Source organism: Streptomyces sp. NPDC087787, assembly GCF_044743035.1.
Classification (GTDB): Bacteria; Actinomycetota; Actinomycetes; order Streptomycetales; family Streptomycetaceae; genus Streptomyces.
Genome location: NZ_JBIUVQ010000016.1, coordinates 56268 through 73722 on the forward strand (window position 1 = coordinate 56268; position 17455 = coordinate 73722).

Consider the following 17455-nt stretch of genomic DNA (forward strand, 5'->3'; position numbering starts at 1 on the left):
GCCCGTAACCCTCACCACCGGCGTGCACCGTGCGTAGCCTCGGCATCACTCAGCCGAACCCCCGGTGGGAGAGGAACAACGGTGCCCGGAATCGACGAGTGCCTACTGGAAGCCATGCGGCTGCCCGGTGCCAGAGGCGCCGCGCTGGTCGACTGGACGAGCGGACTTGCCCTGGGCACCGTCGGGGAGTCCCCGGGCGGCGACCACGAGACCACCGCGGCGGAGGCCGCCGAACTGGCCCGGCTGGCCGCCGAGCACGGCGCCTTCGCCGCCGCCGAGGACCCAACCGGCGAGCGTCCCCCGGTGGAGGACCTGATCGTCAGCAACCGCGACAGCTACCACCTGCTGCGGTTCGTGGACACGTCCTTCGACAGCAGCGTGTTCCTGCACCTGTGGCTGACCCGCGCCGACGGCAACCTCGCCCTGGCCCGCATACGCCTGGGCGAGATGGCCGAGCGGCTGGTGCTGGGATGACCGTGGTCGACATCCCGCCCCCGCCCCAGCTGCCGGTGCGCAGCAAGCCGGCCGACGAAGACCGGGCCTGGGGCGGCCTCTCGCCGATGCTGACCCGGCTCGCCGCGGAGCACGCCACCGGCGTCCTGGTCCGCGAGCACGGCACGCTCTACCTCGACGAGGGCCGGGTGACGCACGCCGAGAGCCCTCTGAGCCCCGGCCTCGACCTGCTGCTCACCGCCCACGGCACGCTGACGGCCGAGGCGTGGCGGGACGCGGTCGCCGGGGCCGACGACCGGCACGGCGCCGCGCACCGGCTGCTGGCCGGCGGCCATCTGACCGAGGGCGCCCTGGAGCTGTGCCATCTGGGCGCGCTCCACGACGCCGCCTACTTCGCGCTCGCCCCGAGCAGCACCCCGGGCCGGTTCCGCTACGGGATCGCCCACCCGCTCGGTCCCGTCCTGCCGGTCCCGTTGGCCGCCCTGGAGCGCGAGATCCTGCGCCGCCGTGAGCTGCTGCACCGCGTCTGGCCCGACGCCGCGCCGGACAGCACCCCGCTGGTGCGGACGCACAGCACCGCGGCACCGGAACTGACGCCCCGCCAGCAGACGCTTCTGGAGCGGATCGACGGCACCCGCACGGCCACGGACCTGGCCAGGGAACTGGGCCGGCAGGCCTTCCACACCCTGGTGGACGTACGGCGTCTCGCGGCCGCCGGGCTCGTCGCGCCGGCCGTCGCGCCCAAGGACGAGCCCGTACCGGACGGCGCCGGGCAGACCACGACGCTCGCCGACCGGCTGGCGTACACCACCGACCCCCACATCACGCTGCTGAAGAGGCTCAGGGATGCGCTGGAGGCCCTTTGAGAGGAGACACCGGATGGCAGCCGAGCCCGAGATCCTGGACGAGCTGCGTCGGCTCAGAGCCCGGGTACCCCAGCTCACCGGCGCCCTCGCCGCCAGTGTCGACGGCCTTGTACTGGCCCACGACACCCCCGGCGTGGAGCCGGAGAGCGTGGCCGCGCTCACCGCTACCGCGCTCGGCGTCGCCGTGCGCATGGCGGACGTGACCGGCCAGGGCGATCTGCGCGAACTGCTCGTGCGGGGCGTCCACGGCTATGTCGCGACCTACGCGGCGGGCCGCACCGCGGTGCTGACCCTGCTCGCGCAGGACCGCGTCAACGTCGGCCGTCTGCACCTGGAGGGCCGCCGGGCGGGCGCCCGCATCGGGGAACTGGTCGACGCCGAGGCGGTCAAGGCTCCCGGTACGACGGCCGCGAAGGCCGTGAAACCGGCCACCAGGACCGGCACCGCACGGGCCAGAACCACCCGCGCGCCGCGCACCACTGCCACCAACGCGCGCACCACCACCGAAAGTTGACAGAACAAGGAGACCCCTGGCCATGGCCAATACCGAGACCTGCCTGAAGGAAGCGCTCGCCTCCATCGAGGGAGCGACAGGCGTCGCGCTCGTCGACTACACCAGCGGCATGGCGCTGGGCACGATGGGCGGCAGCAAGAGCTTCGACCTGAACGTCGCCGCCGCGGGCAACACCGACGTCGTACGAGCCAAGATGCGCACGATGGAACACCTCGGCCTCAAGGCGCAGATCGAGGACATCCTGATCACGCTGACCGACCAGTACCACCTGATCCGTCTGATCAGTGGGCGCGGCGGGAACGGACTGTTCCTCTACCTCGTCCTCGACGCCAAGCGGGCCAACCTGGCGATGGCCCGCCACCAGCTGAGGAGAATCGAGGAGGAGCTGGAGGTCTGACCCCGGCCCGCCGGAGTCAGACCCGCAGGATCCATCTGTCCTAGGGCCTCTCGTTTGGATCAGGCCGGATCAGGGAGCGGCCTGATCCAAACGAAAGACCCTAGCCGAGCGCCGCGGTGCGGCGGCGTGCTCCGCCCGGGGCCGCGTCGCCCGCCGCGAGGCCGGTACCGCGGTAGCCCCGCACCGTCCTGCCCGCGGGGCGCCCGCCCCGCTTGCCCAGCCAGTCGACGCGCACCCACAGCAGCGTGTCCTCGGCCCGCTCCAGCCGCCCCAGCCAGCCGGCCTTGAGCCACAGGCCCACCCCGGCGCCGGCCAGCAGGAGGCCGCCGGCCGCGGGCAGGACGAAGGAGCCGCCCAGCGCGGCCAGAAAGGCCGGCGCGAGCCACCAGCGGTGCCCCCGGCGCCAGACACGCACGCTCACCGCCCGGTCCTGGAGCACGTCGTGGCGTCCCGCCCGGGAGGCGCCCCTGGCCAGGGCCCTGTAGCGCCGGCGCCGGGCGCAGGCCACGACGGCCGCCGTCACCAGGAACAGCGCGGCCCCCGCCAGGACACCGATCCGGCGCCCGGTCAGCCCCGGCACCAGTACGCCGATCCCCGCCGCGAACACCCCGAGCCACCACAGCGGCGCGGCTCCGGCCCGCACCACGACGGCCACCCGGGCCAGGCCCTGACCTCCCCGACCTGTGCGACCAGCCCGCGCCATGCCCTGCCTCCTCGTCGTCCCGGCACCCTCGTTCGGGCGGGCAGGCTAGCGAGCGTTGGTGAGACGAGTCTGAGAGCACCTCCGAGAACAGCCGGGCCCCCGGGCGTCACGAGGTGCTACTCCACGAAAAGCCCCCGCGCCGCGGCCTTCCCGTCGAACTCCTCCAGGCGCGCCTGCGCGTCGGGCAGGTCGTCGCACATCGCCTCCAGGAGCACCCGGCCGAGCAGCATCGGCGCACAGGCGGTGTCGAAGGCGAGCCCGGTGCCCACGGCGGCGGGCAGCAGCAGGTCGGTGTGCTTGGCGACCGGCGCGAAGGCCGAGTCCGCGACCGTGACGACGGTCAGCCCCGCCTCCTTGGCATGGGCGAGGGTGTCCACCACCTCGCGCGGGTGGCGCGGCAGCGCGAAGCACAGCAGCGCCGAGGCGCCCGCCCGTACGGCGCCGTCGATGCGGTCCTCGATCATCGTGCCGCCCTCGTCGAGCAGCCGTACGTCCGGGTGGACCTTGGCGGCGAAGTACGCGAAGCCGTAGGCCTGGGCGGCGGCGGCCCGCAGGCCGAGGACCGGCAGCGGGCGTGAGGCGGCGAGCACCTGTCCCGCCCTGCGCACCGGCCGGGGATCGGCCAGCGCCTCCGCCAGGTGCCTGAGGTTCTCGATCTCGGCCTCGACCGCCTGCTGGTACTCGTTGTACGAGGCCGGCTGCGCCACCGGTTCGGTGGGCGCGACCTCGCGCAGGTGCCGGCGCAGCGCCGGGTAGCCGTCGAAGCCCAGGGCGACCGCGAAGCGGGTCACCGACGGCTGGCTGACCCCGGCGAGTTCGGCCAGCTCGACGCTGGACAGGAAGGGCACGTCGGCGGCCCTGCGCACCATGCTGTGCGCGATGCGCCGCTGGGTCGGTGTGAGCCGGTGCCCCTCGAAGAGCGCCTGCAGCCGTGCGGCAGGGCTGTCGGTCACGCTCATGACGTGCTTCCCCTCCAGATGTCGTCGACGCCCCGGGAGGGTATCTCCCCGACCAGTTTCTATTCAGACACCAAGAACTCTGCATGAGGCCATACAGCCAGAGCAAGGGAAAGGCCAAGTGTGATTAAACCCGGCCACGAATGCCCAGAGTGTGACAATACGTGCGCTTACTGTGAGCGGGCCCCGTCGGTGTCGCCGGCCGCAGCCCCGGCGACACCGACGGTGGCCCGCCCCCGCCCCGACTGGGGGGCTGTCCCCAGTGCGGTGGGCGGCCCGGCTCCCTAGCCTGGTCCGCATGACGGGAATGGACGGGCGGGACACAGACCTGAAGAAGGACCTCGACGCCTCCCTGCAGGCCCGCAGGGAGCTGGGTGAGGAGTACGAGTCGGCGCTGGTCGACTCGTTTCTGGAGAAGGTCGACCAGCGCATCGACGGGGCTGTCGAGCGCCGGATGCGCCGGCAGTTCGCCGAGCAGCAGATGACGGCGGCGCGGGGCTCCCGCGCGCCGAAGGCCACCGACTCCTGGGGCGAGCGCTTCGGCTTCGGCATCGTCTCGCTGGTACTGGCGGTGCCGCTGTCCGCGATCGGCGGGGCCGTCGCGCACCTGCCCGGCCTCATCGTCGCCTGGGTCGGGATCGTGGGCGTCAACGCCGTCCAGGCCGCCCGCACCACGCCGGGCCTGTTCACCGCCCGCCGCCGCGACCGCGCGGAGGACGACACCTGGAAGGACTGAGCGGCCGCCCGGAGGACGAGACCCGCGGCCGTTCGACTTCCGCGACCCCGGCCGTCCACGGATGACCGCACGGGGCCGAAGCGTATGCGCGGGGACCGCCGCACCCCCGTGGAACGGGGGGCGGGACGACGGCGGTCCCCGCGGGGGACGCGAGCCGGGTCAGGACCGGGACGTCGCGTCCGTGGCGTCCATGGAGGTCCGGGAGCCGCTCCGGAGGTCCGCGACGCCGCACGGCGCCGGCCGGGGCAGACGGCCTCCCCCGGGCGCCCGGCGCCCGGGAGGCGGTCCCCGCCCCTTCCGACGCCCACCAATGTGCCGGACGCGTGTTAAGCGGGTGCTGCGTGCACGTGACACGCGCGTACCGTTTCCGCGACTGCCTCTCAGTCGCGGATCACCGCGTGTTCCCCGCCGGCGCGCCGGCACATCGGCCGCGACGCCGGGGCGTCAGTGCTTTCCGCCCTTGGCCAGGAAGGAGAGCAGGTCCTGACGACTGACGACGCCGGTCGGCTTGCCCTCCACCAGCACGATCGCCGCGTCCGCCGAGCCCAGCACGGACATCAGGTCGGCGACCGGCTCGCCGGAACCGACCTGCGGCAGCGGGGCCGACATGTGCTTCTCCAGCGGGTCCTCCAGCGCGGCCCGCTTGGTGAACAGCGCGTCCAGCAGCTCCCGCTCGACCACCGAGCCGACCACCTCGGCCGCCATGACGTCCGGGTGGCCGGCGCCCGGCTTCACGATCGGCATCTGCGAGACGCCGTACTCGCGCAGCACCTCGATGGCCTCGCCCACGGTCTCGTCCGGGTGCATGTGGACCAGGGACGGGATGGAGCCGCCCTCCTTGTCGCTGAGCACGTCGGCGACGCGGGCGCTCGGGCCCTCGTCCTCCAGGAAGCCGTAGTCGGCCATCCACTCGTCGTTGAAGATCTTCGACAGGTATCCGCGCCCGCTGTCCGGCAGCAGGACCACCACGACGTCGTCCGGGCCGAGCCGCTCGGCCACCCGCAGCGCCCCGACGACGGCCATGCCGCAGGAGCCGCCGACCAGCAGGCCCTCCTCCTTGGCGAGGCGGCGGGTCATCTGGAAGGAGTCCTTGTCGGAGACGGCGACGATCTCGTCGGCCACGCTCTGGTCGTAGGCGGTCGGCCAGAAGTCCTCACCGACACCCTCGACGAGGTAGGGCCGCCCGGAGCCGCCGGAGTACACCGAGCCCTCCGGGTCGGCGCCGATGACCTTGACCCTGCCGTCGCTGGCCTCCTTCAGATAGCGCCCGGTGCCGGAGATGGTGCCGCCGGTGCCGACGCCCGCCACGAAGTGCGTGATCTTGCCCTCGGTCTGCTCCCACAGCTCGGGACCGGTGGAGTGGTAGTGCGACAGGGGGTTGTTCGGGTTCGAGTACTGGTCGGGCTTCCAGGCTCCGGGGGTCTCACGGACCAGCCGGTCGGAGACGTTGTAGTAGGAGTCCGGGTGCTCCGGCGCGACGGCCGTCGGGCACACGACCACTTCGGCGCCGTACGCGCGCAGCACGTTGATCTTGTCCGTGGAGACCTTGTCAGGGCACACGAAGATGCACTTGTAGCCCTTCTGCTGGGCCACGATGGCCAGTCCCACACCGGTGTTCCCACTGGTCGGCTCGACGATCGTGCCACCGGGCCTGAGCTCCCCGCTCTGCTCGGCCGCCTCGATCATGCGCAGGGCGATGCGGTCCTTCACGGAGCCGCCGGGGTTGAAGTACTCGACCTTCGCCAGGACGGTCGCCTTGATCCCCTTGGTGACGTTGTTGAGCCGAACCAGCGGGGTGTTGCCGACGAGGCTGATCATCGAGTCGTGGAATTGCACCGTTGTCTCCGGTTGCTGCAAAAGATGTGGTCGTGGTGTGCCGCCAGCCTAAGGCCAGGGGGCCGGGCCGGGGGTGGGCGTTCACTCCCCGTCGAGATTGGACAACGGTCCGTACGGGGCAAGGAGTGGATGTACGGCTACGAGGAGGTGTCGGCTGGCATGACGAACATGTCGAGGGCGAGAGTGGCCCGGCGGATCGCGGCCGGCGCCGCGTACGGCGGCGGCGGACTCGGTCTGGTCGGTGCCGCGTCCGTCGGCCTGCTGCTGGCCGAGGTGCGGATGGCCAAGCGTCACGTGGGCAACGGCACGGACAACCACGTGCCGGTCGCGGACGGCCTGTACGGCCGCGCCTACGACACTCCCGGCGAGCCGCCGCTGAGCCTGGTCATGCTCGGCGACTCCACGGCCGCGGGGCAGGGGGTGCACCGGGCCGGGCAGACGCCGGGCGCGCTGCTGGCGTCCGGTCTGGCGGCGGTGGCGGAACACCCGGTGCGGATGCGCAACGTGGCGCTGCCCGGTGCCCGGTCGGACGACCTGGACCGCCAGGTGGCGCTGGTGCTCGGCGATCCGGAGCGGATGCCGGACATCTGCGTGATCATGGTCGGTGCGAACGACGTGACCCACCGGATGCCGCCGACGCGCTCGGTGCGCCATCTGTCGGCGGCGGTGCGGCGGCTGCGCACGGCGGGCGCGGAGGTCGTCGTGGGCACCTGCCCGGACCTCGGCACGATCGAGCCGGTCCAGCAGCCGCTGCGATGGCTGGCCCGGCGGGCCTCGCGCCAGCTTGCGGCGGCGCAGACGATCGGGGCGGTGGAGCAGGGGGGCCGGACCGTGTCGCTGGGCGACCTGCTGGGTCCCGAGTTCGCGGCGAACCCGCGGGAGCTGTTCGGTCCGGACAACTACCACCCCTCGGCGGAGGGGTACGCGACGGCGGCGATGGCGGTGCTGCCGACGGTGTGCGCGGCGCTGGGCCTGTGGCCGTCCGAGGAGGAGCGTCCGGACGTCTTCCGCAGCGAGGGCTTCCTGCCGGTGGCCCGCGCGGCGGCCGAGGCCGCGTCGCAGGCGGGCACGGAGGTCACGGCGGCCCTGCCGACCGGCCCGCGCGGGCCCTGGGCGCTGCTCAAGCGGCGCCGGCGGCGCCGGGTCCCCGAGCCCGACCCGGCCTCTTCCGGGCCGTGCGAGGAGCCCCTCACCCCGACGGGCTGGGACGAGTCCGGTGGCGGTCTTCGTGCGGTCTGAGACCGACCCCGGGCGAGCAGGGAAAGCAAGCGCTTAGAAAATTGCGGTCAGGGTCACACCCCGGCAGGAGTGACCCTGACCGTACGTACGGGTAACTTCCAAGCAGCCGCCCGCAATCGACCACACGGCCGCCCGGTCGCCCCGACCACCTCCACGAGCGCGGCGCGCCGCCCTACCGACATGGAGTCGTGATGCCCGAAGCCGTCATCGTCTCGACTGCCCGCTCCCCCATCGGCCGCGCCTTCAAGGGCTCCCTCAAGGACCTGCGCCCCGACGACCTCACCGCCACGATCGTCCAGGCGGCGCTCGCGAAGATCCCCGAGCTGGACCCCCGGGACATCGACGACCTGATGCTCGGCTGCGGACTGCCCGGCGGCGAGCAGGGCAACAACCTCGGCCGGATCGTCGCCGTGCAGATGGGGATGGACCACCTGCCCGGCTGCACGATCACGCGCTACTGCTCCTCCTCGCTCCAGACCTCCCGGATGGCCCTGCACGCGATCAGGGCCGGCGAGGGCGACGTGTTCGTCTCGGCCGGCGTCGAGACGGTCTCCCGGTTCACCAAGGGCAACTCCGACAGCCTGCCGGACACCCACAACCCGGTCTTCGCCGAGGCCGAGGCCCGCACCGCGGCCAGGGCCGAGCAGGGCGGCTCGTCCTGGCACGACCCGCGCGAGGACGGTCTGGTCCCGGACGCCTACATCGCGATGGGCCAGACCGCGGAGAACCTGGCCCGCCTCAAGGGCGTCACCCGCCAGGAGATGGACGAGTTCGGCGTGCGCTCGCAGAACCTCGCCGAGGAGGCCCTCAAGAACGGCTTCTGGGAGCGGGAGATCACCCCGGTGACGCTGCCCGACGGCACGGTGATCGGCAAGGACGACGGCCCGCGCCCCGGCGTGACCATGGAGGGCGTGGCCGGCCTCAAGCCCGTCTTCCGCCCGGACGGCCTGGTCACCGCCGGCAACTGCTGCCCGCTCAACGACGGTGCCGCCGCGGTCGTCATCATGTCCGACACCAAGGCTCGCGAGCTGGGCCTCACCCCGCTCGCCCGGATCGTCTCCACCGGCGTCTCGGCCCTGTCCCCGGAGATCATGGGACTCGGTCCGGTCGAGGCGTCCCGGCAGGCCCTGAAGCGGGCCGGGCTGACCGTGGGCGACATCGACCTGGTCGAGATCAACGAGGCCTTCGCCGCCCAGGTGATCCCGTCCTACCGCGACCTCGGCATCGACCTGGACCGGCTGAACGTCAACGGCGGCGCGATCGCCGTGGGCCACCCCTTCGGCATGACCGGCGCGCGCATCACCGGAACACTCGTCAACTCCCTCCAGTTCCACGACAAGCAGTTCGGACTGGAGACGATGTGCGTCGGCGGCGGTCAGGGCATGGCGATGGTCGTCGAACGCCTCAGCTGATCCACCGCGACACCAGGGCCAACTGAGAGACCGTCAGTGGCCGCTTTACCACCGGTAGTGACCGAACGGCCCGGAATCCAAGAAACGCCTTGGTTCCGGGCCGTTTTGTGATCCAATCTCACTCAGGATGTGACCTATCTCCCTTGGCGGAGAGGTTTACGCAGGTCAGCGCTTCATCACGGAGGCCTCTGGGGCCGCATCAGGCCATAATTCTGTCCGTTTCGTGACATTACGCACTGACACTTGGATAGTCCACCCTTCAAGCTGATGTAGGAAGTCGGGGGTCGACCTTGAACCCGGGAGTACGTCAGTGAGCGCCATGCCCATCGCCTTGCTGCTCACCACGGCCGCCACCGGCGCCGTGGGCGTCGCTGTACTGCGCACCTTGTGGGTGCTGCGCCGCCAGGTCGCGGCCCTGCACACGCAGCTCGCGCAGAACCACGCGGCCACCGCGCGCGCACTGCTGCCCGCCGCCCGCGGCCACGCGGACACGGAGCAGATACGTGCCGCCGTGGTGGAGGCGCTCACCGAGGAGCGGGAGCGGGAGCTGGCCGAGGCGCGCGCCTTCTGGGCCGCGCAGGAGGCCAGGGACGCCGCCGACGCGCCCTCCCTGCTGGGACTGCCCGACAGCGAGCTGTTCCTGCCCCGGCAGGCCGATCTGACCGGCCTCGAACACCTGGAGCCGGTGGCCGAGCCCGGCCCGGAGGCCGACGAGTTCTCCGGCAAGGACTGCGCCCAGGGCGGCGCCTCCGGGGAGTCCCCCGAGCTGGCCGCGGCCCGCCGCCGGCACCCCTCGCACCCGGACTTCACCCCGCACCCCTCGCCCATCGGGGGCGACCACGAGCAGACGCTCGCCACGCTGGAGGACCTGGCCGAGTCCGGCGTGGAACTCGCCGACGTCCGCCCGGGCCCGCTGGGCACCCTCGACGTCTACGTCTTCGCCGACGGTACGACCCTGTGCATGACCCCCGGTCACCGCGAGACCGCGGAACGCCTGGCCGACGCGCTGCGCGCGGGCGAGACCCCGGTGCTGCTCGGCGGCTCCGGCGTCTCGGGCGCCTACACGCTCACCTTCACCTGCGGCACGGAGCAGGTCTACATCCTGGCCGACCGGGTCATCGCGTCGCTGTAGCGAGCACGTCGGCCCAGAGCCTGTCCTTTCCTCAGACCCCGGCGCGTTTCAGTGCCTCCTGGACCAGGTGGACGGCCTCCTCGACCTCGGCGTCGTTCTTCAGCACGAGCGCCAGGTCGTGTCCGGCGACCGTGACCTGGTCCGCGGCGGCGAACATCCCCGCGTCCGGCATCTCCCGCGGCTCGCACCCGGGGCATTCGGCGAGCTGGGCCCGTCGGGCGAACTCCCTGGCCAGCGCCAGTGCCTCCGCAGCGCCCGCCCGTTGGAGCCGGCTCTGCGGCGCCGCCCTGAGGCGGTCGGCGAAGTGATCCACTGCCTTGGTCAGAGATGTCGTGTCAACCACGCCGCGAGAGTACGCGCCGCGGCACGACTGTTGCCAATACGCGAACCCTCAGGCACGGTGACGTGAAGGACCGGCTTCGAATGCGTCCGGAGGCGCCGATGTCCCAAGTCTTCTCCGAGGAGACCCATCGCAATCTGCTCGCCCGCATCCCCCACTGCACCGGTCGTGCCATCTCCGACTGGCTGCGCACCGTCGAAGAAGGCCCCGCGCTCCGCTTCGAGGAGAAGGTCAGCTGGCTCCGCCACGAGCACGACCTCGCGTACGGCCACGCCAAGGCGCTCATCCACGAGTACGACCTGAGAAGGGCCGCGCGCAAGCTGCTCTAGGCATGCGGCGCGGCGACCGGCGCCGAACGAGGGACACGGCGCCGAACGACGAAGGGCCCCGGGAAGACCCGGGGCCCTTGTCCTTGCCTTTGTCCGGCGCGGACTAGTCGCTCTGGTTGAGGATCGCGATGAGGCGCAGGAACTCCATGTAGATCCACACCAGGGTCAGCGTGAGGCCGAAGGCCGCGAGCCACGCTTCCTCGCGCGGCGCGCCGTAGGCGATGCCGTCCTCGACCTGCTTGAAGTCCAGGGCCAGGAAGCAGGCGCCGAGGATGATGCCGATGACGCCGAAGAGGATGCCGAGCGGGCCGCTGCGGAAGCCGAGGCCGTCGCCGCCGCCGAAGACCGCGAACAGCATGTTGACCATCATCAGCAGCACGAAGCCGAGCGCCGCCGCCATCACGAAGCCGTAGAACCGGCGGGTGACGCGGATCCAGCCCGCCTTGTACGCCAGCAGGACACCGACGAAGACGGCCATCGTGCCGATCACGGCCTGCATGGCCGCGCCGCTGGCGACATGGGTGTCGACGACGTTGGAGACGACGCCGAGGAACACGCCCTCGACCGCGGCGTAGGACAGGATCAGCGCGGGCGAGGCCTTGCGCTTGAAGGACTGCACCAGGGCCAGGACCATGCCGATCACCATGGCGCCGATGCCGATCCCGTAGGAACGGTTGATGTTGGCGCTGTCGACCGGCAGCAGCGTCCAGGCGAGCGCGGCCGTCAGGATCAGCGTGCCGAGCGTGGACGCGGTGCGCAGGACGACGTCGTCCATCGTCATCCGGCCGGTGGTGGCCGGGGCCTGCGGCGGCGCGCCCTGAAGGTCCTGTTGAGCGTAAGGGTTCTGCGCGTAGGGGTTGCCGCTCGGCTGGGCGTACGGGTTGCCCTGCGCGTACGGATTGCCCTGCGTGCCGACAGCGGGACCCCCGGCCTGCGGCGCGGCGTTGAAGCCCGCGTAGCCGTTGTCGCGGCTGAACCCCCGTCGCGAGAAGACCGGGTTTCTGCTCCTCATCTCACTCCTCCATGGCCGCACGGCGCGGCCTTGGCCTCAAGAGTAATGGAAAGGCAAAGGGCTGACCCCAGTACCTCGGAAGGATCTTTCCCTCGCCATGCTGCGGAACACGCTACGTCGCCGACTGATTCCCGGCCAGAAGAGGCCCCGATCATGACCGACCCGGAACACGTCCGGAACCGGGCGGAGACCACCCGGGTGTCCGTCAGCCGATCGGGAACCCGGTGTAGCCCTCGGCGAGGTCGGTCTCGGCGGCCCGGCAGGAGCTGATCCGGTCCAGGCGGGCCTGTTGCAGGCGTTGCTCGAAGGCGGTGGCGTCCGGGTCGCGGTGCAGCATCGTCGTCATGTCGTAGCTGAAGCGCTCGGCCTGCCAGACGCGCCGCAGGCAGGTCGCCGAGTAGGCGTCGAGGAGCGCGGCGGACCCCGTCTCCCTCTCGTGGACGAGCGCCCGCGCGAAGGTGACGACGTCGCCGACGGCGAGGTTCAGCCCCTTGGCCCCGGTCGGCGGCACGATGTGGGCGGAGTCCCCCGCCAGGAACAGGCGGCCGTGCCGCATGGGCTCGTGGACGTAGGAGCGCATCGGGGTCACCGACTTCTGGGTGATCGGGCCGCGGCGCAGGGTCCAGTCGTCGTCGGTCTCCAGCCGCCGTTCGAGCTCGTCCCAGATCTCCTCGTCGCTCCACGCCTCGGCGTCGGTGCCCGCGGGCACCTGGAGGTAGAGGCGGGAGACGGACGGCGAGCGCATGGAGAGCAGGGCGAAACCGCGGTCGTGGCGGGCGTAGACCAGCTCGTCGTGCGAGGGGGCGACGTCGGCGAGGATGCCGAGCCAGCCGAAGGGGTACGTCCGCTCGAACACCTGGGAGAGCGAGGCCGGTACGGCCTTGCGGGCCACGCCCCAGAAGCCGTCGCAGCCGACGACGTAGTCGCACTGGAGGACGTCCTCGCGCCCCTGGTGGCGGAACCGGACGGCGGGGCGGTCGCTCTCCGCCCCCTCCACCGCCAGCGCCTCCGCCTCGAACAGCAGCGGGCCGCCCTCGTCGAGCTGGAGGGCGATGAGGTCCTTGCAGACCTCGGTCTGGGCGTAGACCATCACCGACCGTCCACCGGTGAGCGCGGGGAAGTCGACGCGGTGCCGGCGCCGGTCGAAGCGCAGCTCGATCCCGTCGTGCCGCAGCCCCTCGCGGTCCATCCGCTCCCCCGCCCCGGCCGCGCGCAGCACGTCGACGGTGCCCTGCTCCAGGATTCCGGCCCGCTGCCGCTGCTCGACGTAGGCGCGGTCGCGGCTCTCCAGGACGACCGAGTCGATCCCGGCGTTGTGGAGCAGCCGGGCGAGGAGCAGGCCGGCCGGTCCGGCTCCGATGATGCCGACGGTGGTGCGCATCGGTCGTTCCCTTCAGTGGGCCTCGCCGCACGAGTGCGTTCGTCTGGTGAAGTTTCTTTCACTATGGTGCGCCCTGAGTTTCCGCCGGGACCCGTCCGATGTCAATGGTTGTCCGCGTCGATGAGGATTCGCGTCGATGGGGCTTCGCGTCGATGCGCGCGGACGCCGAAGCACGGCGGTACGGGCGAGCGGGAGGGGCGCGGGCCGCGGATCCGGGGAGACCTGCTCGACCCGCTCTCCTGCCACAGACCCCAGCGCGCCGGTGAGACCGTGCGCGACGTGGGTGGTGCCCGGAGCCGGACTTGAACCGGCACGCCCGCGAAGGGGCAGCGAGGTTTAAGCTCGCCGTGTCTGCTTTCCACCATCCGGGCAGGCCATGGGCTCCGCGCTGCGGCTCCGACCCTATCGGGGCCCCGTCCCCGAACGGCGGCCGGGTGGACTCATGTTGTCTGATTTTATTGGCAACTGAGGGAGCATCAGCACTCGGGGGTGGCCATCGGTACTCGCCAACAGCCTTGCGGGCAAGCGCCGGGCGCGCACAGGGAATGACGGAATTTCACCGTCCGAACCGGGGCGCTCCCCCCGTTCTTCGCAGCCGAGCGGAAAAACGCAGCTCATCCCCGGGTATCAGGGACGGCCCTCATCCCCAGGTATGACACGCCCGGCCTCCCTCCGACCCCAGTCGGCCCCCGGAACGGGAACAGCGGCTGACTGCACGGGCCCGATCGGCCGCGACGATGGTCTCGTCCCGCGAACGTCGTCGTCCCGTCAGGAGCACCCACCCGTGACCACCTCTTCCATCGCCGGCCGGACCACCGCCGTGGCCGCGCGTGCCACGGATCTGTCGAAGATCTACGGACAGGGCGAGACCCAGGTGGTCGCCCTCGACCGGGTCTCCGTCGACTTCCGCCAGGCCGAGTTCACCGCGATCATGGGCCCCTCCGGGTCCGGCAAGTCCACGCTGATGCACTGCGTCGCGGGCCTGGACACGTTCTCCTCCGGTTCGGTGCGCATCGGCGACACCGAGCTCGGCTCGCTGAAGGACAAGCAGCTCACCCGGTTGCGCCGGGACAAGATCGGCTTCATCTTCCAGGCGTTCAACCTGCTGCCGACGCTCACGGCCCTGGAGAACATCACGCTTCCGATGGACATCGCCGGCCGCAAGCCGGACCAGGAGTGGCTCGACTCCGTGATCCGGATGATCGGGCTCGCCGACCGGCTGGGCCACCGGCCCTCCCAGCTGTCCGGCGGTCAGCAGCAGCGCGTCGCCGTCGCCCGGGCGCTGGCGGCCAAGCCGGAGATCATCTTCGGTGACGAGCCCACCGGAAACCTCGACTCGCGCTCCGGCGCCGAGGTGCTCGGCTTCCTGCGCAACTCCGTGCGCGACCTGGGCCAGACGGTGGTGATGGTGACCCACGACCCGGTGGCCGCGGCGTACGCGGACCGGGTGGTGTTCCTCGCGGACGGGCGGATCGTGGACGAGGTGTACGACCCCACGGCGGACTCGGTCCTCGACCGGATGAAGCAGTTCGACGGCAAGGGCCGCACCAGCTGACCTCCCGCCTCCCTCACACCACCCCCTCGTACACCCTGGACTGAGACGAACCCATGTTCCGCACAGCCTTGCGCAACGTACTCGCGCACAAGGCCCGGCTCCTCATGACTGTGCTCGCCGTGATGCTCGGCGTCGCCTTCGTGTCGGGGACCCTGGTCTTCACCAACACCATCTCGGACGCGTTCCAGAAGAGTTCCGCCAAGGGCTTCGACCATGTCGACGTGGCCGTGCGGTCCAAGTTCCAGCAGAGCAAGGGCGACCAGGTCGGCAAGCGGCCCGAGCTGACCCAGGCGCTGCTGGACGAGAGCGCCCGCGTCCCCGGCGCCGGCTCCGTCATCGGCGTCGTGCACGGCTTCACCGCGATCGCCGACAAGGACGGCAAGCTGATCGGCGGCGGCTTCCAGTCCCAGGGCGGCAACTACTGGGGCACGAAGGACCCCCGGTACCCGCTCGAGTCGGGCGCCGCGCCGCACGGCGAGAACGAGGTCCTCATCGACTCCGAGACCGCCCGGCGCGCCGGTTACAAGGTCGGTGACACCGTCCGCGTCTCCGTCGACGGCCCCGTCCTGAAGCCCACCGTCAGCGGCATCTTCACCACCGACGACGGCAACGTCGCGGCCGGCGGCAGCCTCGCCCTGTTCGACACGGCGACCGCCCAGAAGCTGTTCGGCAAGCCGGGCACGTACGACGAGATCGACGTGCGGGCGAAGGCGGGCACCAGCCAGGCGGCGCTGAAGACGCAGCTCGACCGGGTGCTGCCGAAGGGGAAGACCGAGACGACCACCGCCGCCAAGCTCGCCGACGACCAGGCGCGGATGATCTCGGACTCGATGAGCGGACTGCGTCAGGGGCTGCTGGTCTTCGCCGGCATCGCGCTGTTCGTCGGCACGTTCATCATCGCCAACACCTTCACCATGCTGGTCGCCCAGCGCACCAAGGAACTGGCGCTGCTCCGCGCGGTCGGCGCCTCCCGCCGCCAGGTCACCCGGTCCGTGCTGATCGAGGCGTTCCTGGTGGGCACGGTGGCCGCCGTGACCGGTCTGGTCGCGGGCGTCGGCATCGGCGCCGGACTGAAGTCCCTGCTGGGCTCGATGGGCGCCACCGTGCCCGACGGGCCGCTGGTCGTCACGCCCGGCACGGTCGTCGCCGCCCTCACGGTCGGTGTCCTCGTGACCATGCTGGCCGCGTGGCTGCCCGGCCGCCGGGCCGCCAAGATCCCGCCGGTGGCGGCGATGAGCAGTCTGCACGCCCAGGCGACCGCCAAGTCGCTGGTGCTGCGCAACACCATCGGCGCCCTGTTCTCGGCCGCCGGTGTCGCCACGGTCCTGGCAGCCACGACGATGGACGACATCGAGTCCGCCCAGGCGCCCATGGGCATCGGCGCGGTGCTGCTGATCATCGGCGTGTTCATCCTGACCCCGCTGCTGTCCCGTCCGCTGATCGCCGCCACGGCCCCCGTCCTGCGCGCCTTCGGCGTCTCCGGCAAGCTGGCCCGGCAGAACTCGGTGCGCAACCCGCGCCGTACGGCGGCCACCGCGTCCGCGCTGATGATCGGCCTGACCCTCATCACCGGCATGACCGTGATGGCGGGCAGCCTCCAGCACGCGATCGACAAGATGGCCTCGTCCGCGATCCGCGCCGACTACGTGGTGTCGATGGCGAACGGCAACTTCCTCTCCCCGGACGTCGACAGCAAGCTGCGCGCCACCGAGGGCGTGACGGCCACCAGCCCGCTGCGCAACGCGCCCTCCCGGATCGACGGGCAGACCGAGTTCCTGACCGGGGTGAACGGCAAGGCGATCGGCGAGCTGACCGATCTCCGGGTCGACGACGGCTCCTTCACGGTCGGCGGCACGAAGGTCGTCGTCGACGCCAAGACCGCCAAGTCGCACGACTGGAAGGCCGGTTCGGCCTTCACCGCCTCCTTCGAGGACGGCAGGAAGCAGCGCCTGACCGTCGCCGGGGTCTACGAGGGCAACGAGATGATCCGCGGGATCATGCTGGACAACGCCACCCTCACGCCGCACCAGCCCCGCCCGAACGACATGCAGGTCATGGTCAAGACCTCCGACGGGGCGTCCGACGCGACCAAGGACCGGCTGGTGGAGGCCCTCGGCTCCAACCCGGCGATCAAGATCCAGGACAAGAAGGACATCTCCAACGGCATCGCGCAGATCTTCACCCTGATGCTGAACCTGCTCTACGGCCTGCTCGCCATGGCGGTGATCGTCGCGGTCCTCGGAGTCATCAACACCCTGGCGATGTCGGTGTTCGAGCGCTCCCAGGAGATCGGCATGCTCCGCGCCATCGGCCTGGACCGCAAGGGCGTCAAGCGGATGGTCCGTCTGGAGTCCCTGGTGATCTCCCTGTTCGGCGGTGTCCTCGGCATCGGGCTCGGCGTCTTCTTCGGCTGGGCGGCCGGTGAGCTGCTGGGCTCCAGCCTGTCGACGTACGAGCTGATCCTGCCCTGGTCGCGGCTGGTCGTCTTCCTGCTGCTCGCGGCGGCGGTCGGCGTGCTGGCGGCCCTGTGGCCGGCCCGGCGCGCGGCCCGCCTGAACATGCTCCAGGCCATCAAGTCGGAGTAGCGGTCGCCT

The 17455-nt window shown here is 71.5% G+C and carries 17 protein-coding genes and 1 tRNA gene; 11 read left to right on the top strand and 7 right to left on the bottom strand.

Features of this window, described 5'->3' with window-relative positions; genetic code table 11:
* Positions 1–81 precede the first annotated feature (81 nt).
* Genes ACIOWN_RS24620 through ACIOWN_RS24635 form a run of 4 tightly spaced genes read left to right on the top strand, consistent with a single transcriptional unit; the run spans position 82 to position 2230 of the window.
* A complete protein-coding gene (locus ACIOWN_RS24620) occupies positions 82–474 on the top strand; it encodes a hypothetical protein (protein WP_362345337.1) in 393 nt (130 codons plus the stop codon).
* The gene (locus ACIOWN_RS24625) at positions 471–1319 is read left to right on the top strand and encodes a transcriptional regulator (RefSeq protein WP_362345339.1); all 849 of its coding nucleotides are present in this window, start codon (positions 471–473) and stop codon (positions 1317–1319) included. The genes ACIOWN_RS24620 and ACIOWN_RS24625 overlap by 4 nt, the downstream gene beginning before the upstream one ends.
* 13 nt (positions 1320–1332) lie before the next feature.
* On the top strand, positions 1333–1833 hold the full coding sequence (locus tag ACIOWN_RS24630) for a roadblock/LC7 domain-containing protein (RefSeq protein WP_362345341.1): 501 nt from the start codon (positions 1333–1335) through the stop codon (positions 1831–1833).
* 22 nt (positions 1834–1855) lie between these two features.
* Positions 1856–2230, top strand: a complete 375-nt coding sequence (locus tag ACIOWN_RS24635) for a hypothetical protein (RefSeq protein ID WP_362345343.1) — start codon at positions 1856–1858, stop codon at positions 2228–2230.
* A 100-nt stretch (positions 2231–2330) separates the two neighbouring features.
* On the opposite strand, the gene ACIOWN_RS24640 is transcribed toward ACIOWN_RS24635, so the two are convergent.
* Together ACIOWN_RS24640 and ACIOWN_RS24645 are read right to left on the bottom strand one after the other, a co-directional pair.
* Complete coding sequence (locus ACIOWN_RS24640; protein ID WP_362345344.1) at positions 2331–2933, bottom strand: hypothetical protein; 603 nt, start codon at positions 2931–2933, stop codon at positions 2331–2333.
* Positions 2934–3049: 116 nt separating this feature from the next.
* The gene (locus tag ACIOWN_RS24645; protein WP_362345346.1) at positions 3050–3892 is read right to left on the bottom strand and encodes a MurR/RpiR family transcriptional regulator; all 843 of its coding nucleotides are present in this window, start codon (positions 3890–3892) and stop codon (positions 3050–3052) included.
* A gap of 295 nt (positions 3893–4187) precedes the next feature.
* Between ACIOWN_RS24645 and ACIOWN_RS24650 the strand changes: the two genes are divergently transcribed.
* The gene (locus ACIOWN_RS24650; RefSeq protein ID WP_362345348.1) at positions 4188–4625 is read left to right on the top strand and encodes a hypothetical protein; all 438 of its coding nucleotides are present in this window, start codon (positions 4188–4190) and stop codon (positions 4623–4625) included.
* 444 nt (positions 4626–5069) lie between these two features.
* Here the strand turns inward: ACIOWN_RS24650 and ACIOWN_RS24655 are convergent, their stop codons facing one another.
* Positions 5070–6461, bottom strand: coding sequence for a cystathionine beta-synthase (locus tag ACIOWN_RS24655; RefSeq protein WP_362345350.1), 1392 nt, complete (start codon positions 6459–6461; stop codon positions 5070–5072).
* A gap of 159 nt (positions 6462–6620) precedes the next feature.
* Between ACIOWN_RS24655 and ACIOWN_RS24660 the strand changes: the two genes are divergently transcribed.
* From ACIOWN_RS24660 to ACIOWN_RS24670, 3 genes are all read left to right on the top strand, one after another.
* Positions 6621–7700 (top strand): SGNH/GDSL hydrolase family protein, encoded by a 1080-nt coding sequence (locus ACIOWN_RS24660; RefSeq protein ID WP_362345352.1) that lies wholly within the window; start codon positions 6621–6623, stop codon positions 7698–7700.
* Positions 7701–7891: 191 nt separating this feature from the next.
* Positions 7892–9112 carry an acetyl-CoA C-acetyltransferase gene (locus tag ACIOWN_RS24665; protein WP_362345353.1) on the top strand — a complete coding sequence of 407 codons (1221 nt, stop codon included), beginning with the start codon at positions 7892–7894 and terminating at the stop codon, positions 9110–9112.
* Between the two features lie 310 nt (positions 9113–9422).
* Complete coding sequence (locus tag ACIOWN_RS24670; protein WP_362345355.1) at positions 9423–10244, top strand: hypothetical protein; 822 nt, start codon at positions 9423–9425, stop codon at positions 10242–10244.
* Positions 10245–10275: 31 nt separating this feature from the next.
* Here ACIOWN_RS24670 and ACIOWN_RS24675 read toward each other — a convergent pair whose 3' ends face one another.
* Entirely contained in the window at positions 10276–10587 is a 312-nt protein-coding gene (locus ACIOWN_RS24675; protein WP_401983341.1) for a hypothetical protein, read from the bottom strand.
* A gap of 98 nt (positions 10588–10685) precedes the next feature.
* Here ACIOWN_RS24675 and ACIOWN_RS24680 point away from each other — a divergent pair, with 98 nt between their 5' ends.
* Positions 10686–10913, top strand: coding sequence for a DUF4287 domain-containing protein (locus ACIOWN_RS24680; protein ID WP_100571135.1), 228 nt, complete (start codon positions 10686–10688; stop codon positions 10911–10913).
* Between the two features lie 103 nt (positions 10914–11016).
* On the opposite strand, the gene ACIOWN_RS24685 is transcribed toward ACIOWN_RS24680, so the two are convergent.
* The 3 genes from ACIOWN_RS24685 to ACIOWN_RS24695 form a co-directional block, all read right to left on the bottom strand.
* Entirely contained in the window at positions 11017–11925 is a 909-nt protein-coding gene (locus tag ACIOWN_RS24685) for a Bax inhibitor-1/YccA family protein (RefSeq protein WP_362345358.1), read from the bottom strand.
* A gap of 205 nt (positions 11926–12130) precedes the next feature.
* The gene (locus ACIOWN_RS24690) at positions 12131–13306 is read right to left on the bottom strand and encodes a 4-hydroxybenzoate 3-monooxygenase (RefSeq protein WP_362345360.1); all 1176 of its coding nucleotides are present in this window, start codon (positions 13304–13306) and stop codon (positions 12131–12133) included.
* A gap of 284 nt (positions 13307–13590) precedes the next feature.
* Positions 13591–13677, bottom strand: a tRNA-Leu gene (locus tag ACIOWN_RS24695).
* Positions 13678–14090: 413 nt separating this feature from the next.
* Here ACIOWN_RS24695 and ACIOWN_RS24700 point away from each other — a divergent pair.
* Positions 14091–14861, top strand: coding sequence for an ABC transporter ATP-binding protein (locus tag ACIOWN_RS24700; protein WP_100571024.1), 771 nt, complete (start codon positions 14091–14093; stop codon positions 14859–14861).
* A gap of 53 nt (positions 14862–14914) precedes the next feature.
* Positions 14915–17446, top strand: coding sequence for an ABC transporter permease (locus ACIOWN_RS24705; RefSeq protein ID WP_401983342.1), 2532 nt, complete (start codon positions 14915–14917; stop codon positions 17444–17446).
* Positions 17447–17455: the final 9 nt, after the last annotated feature.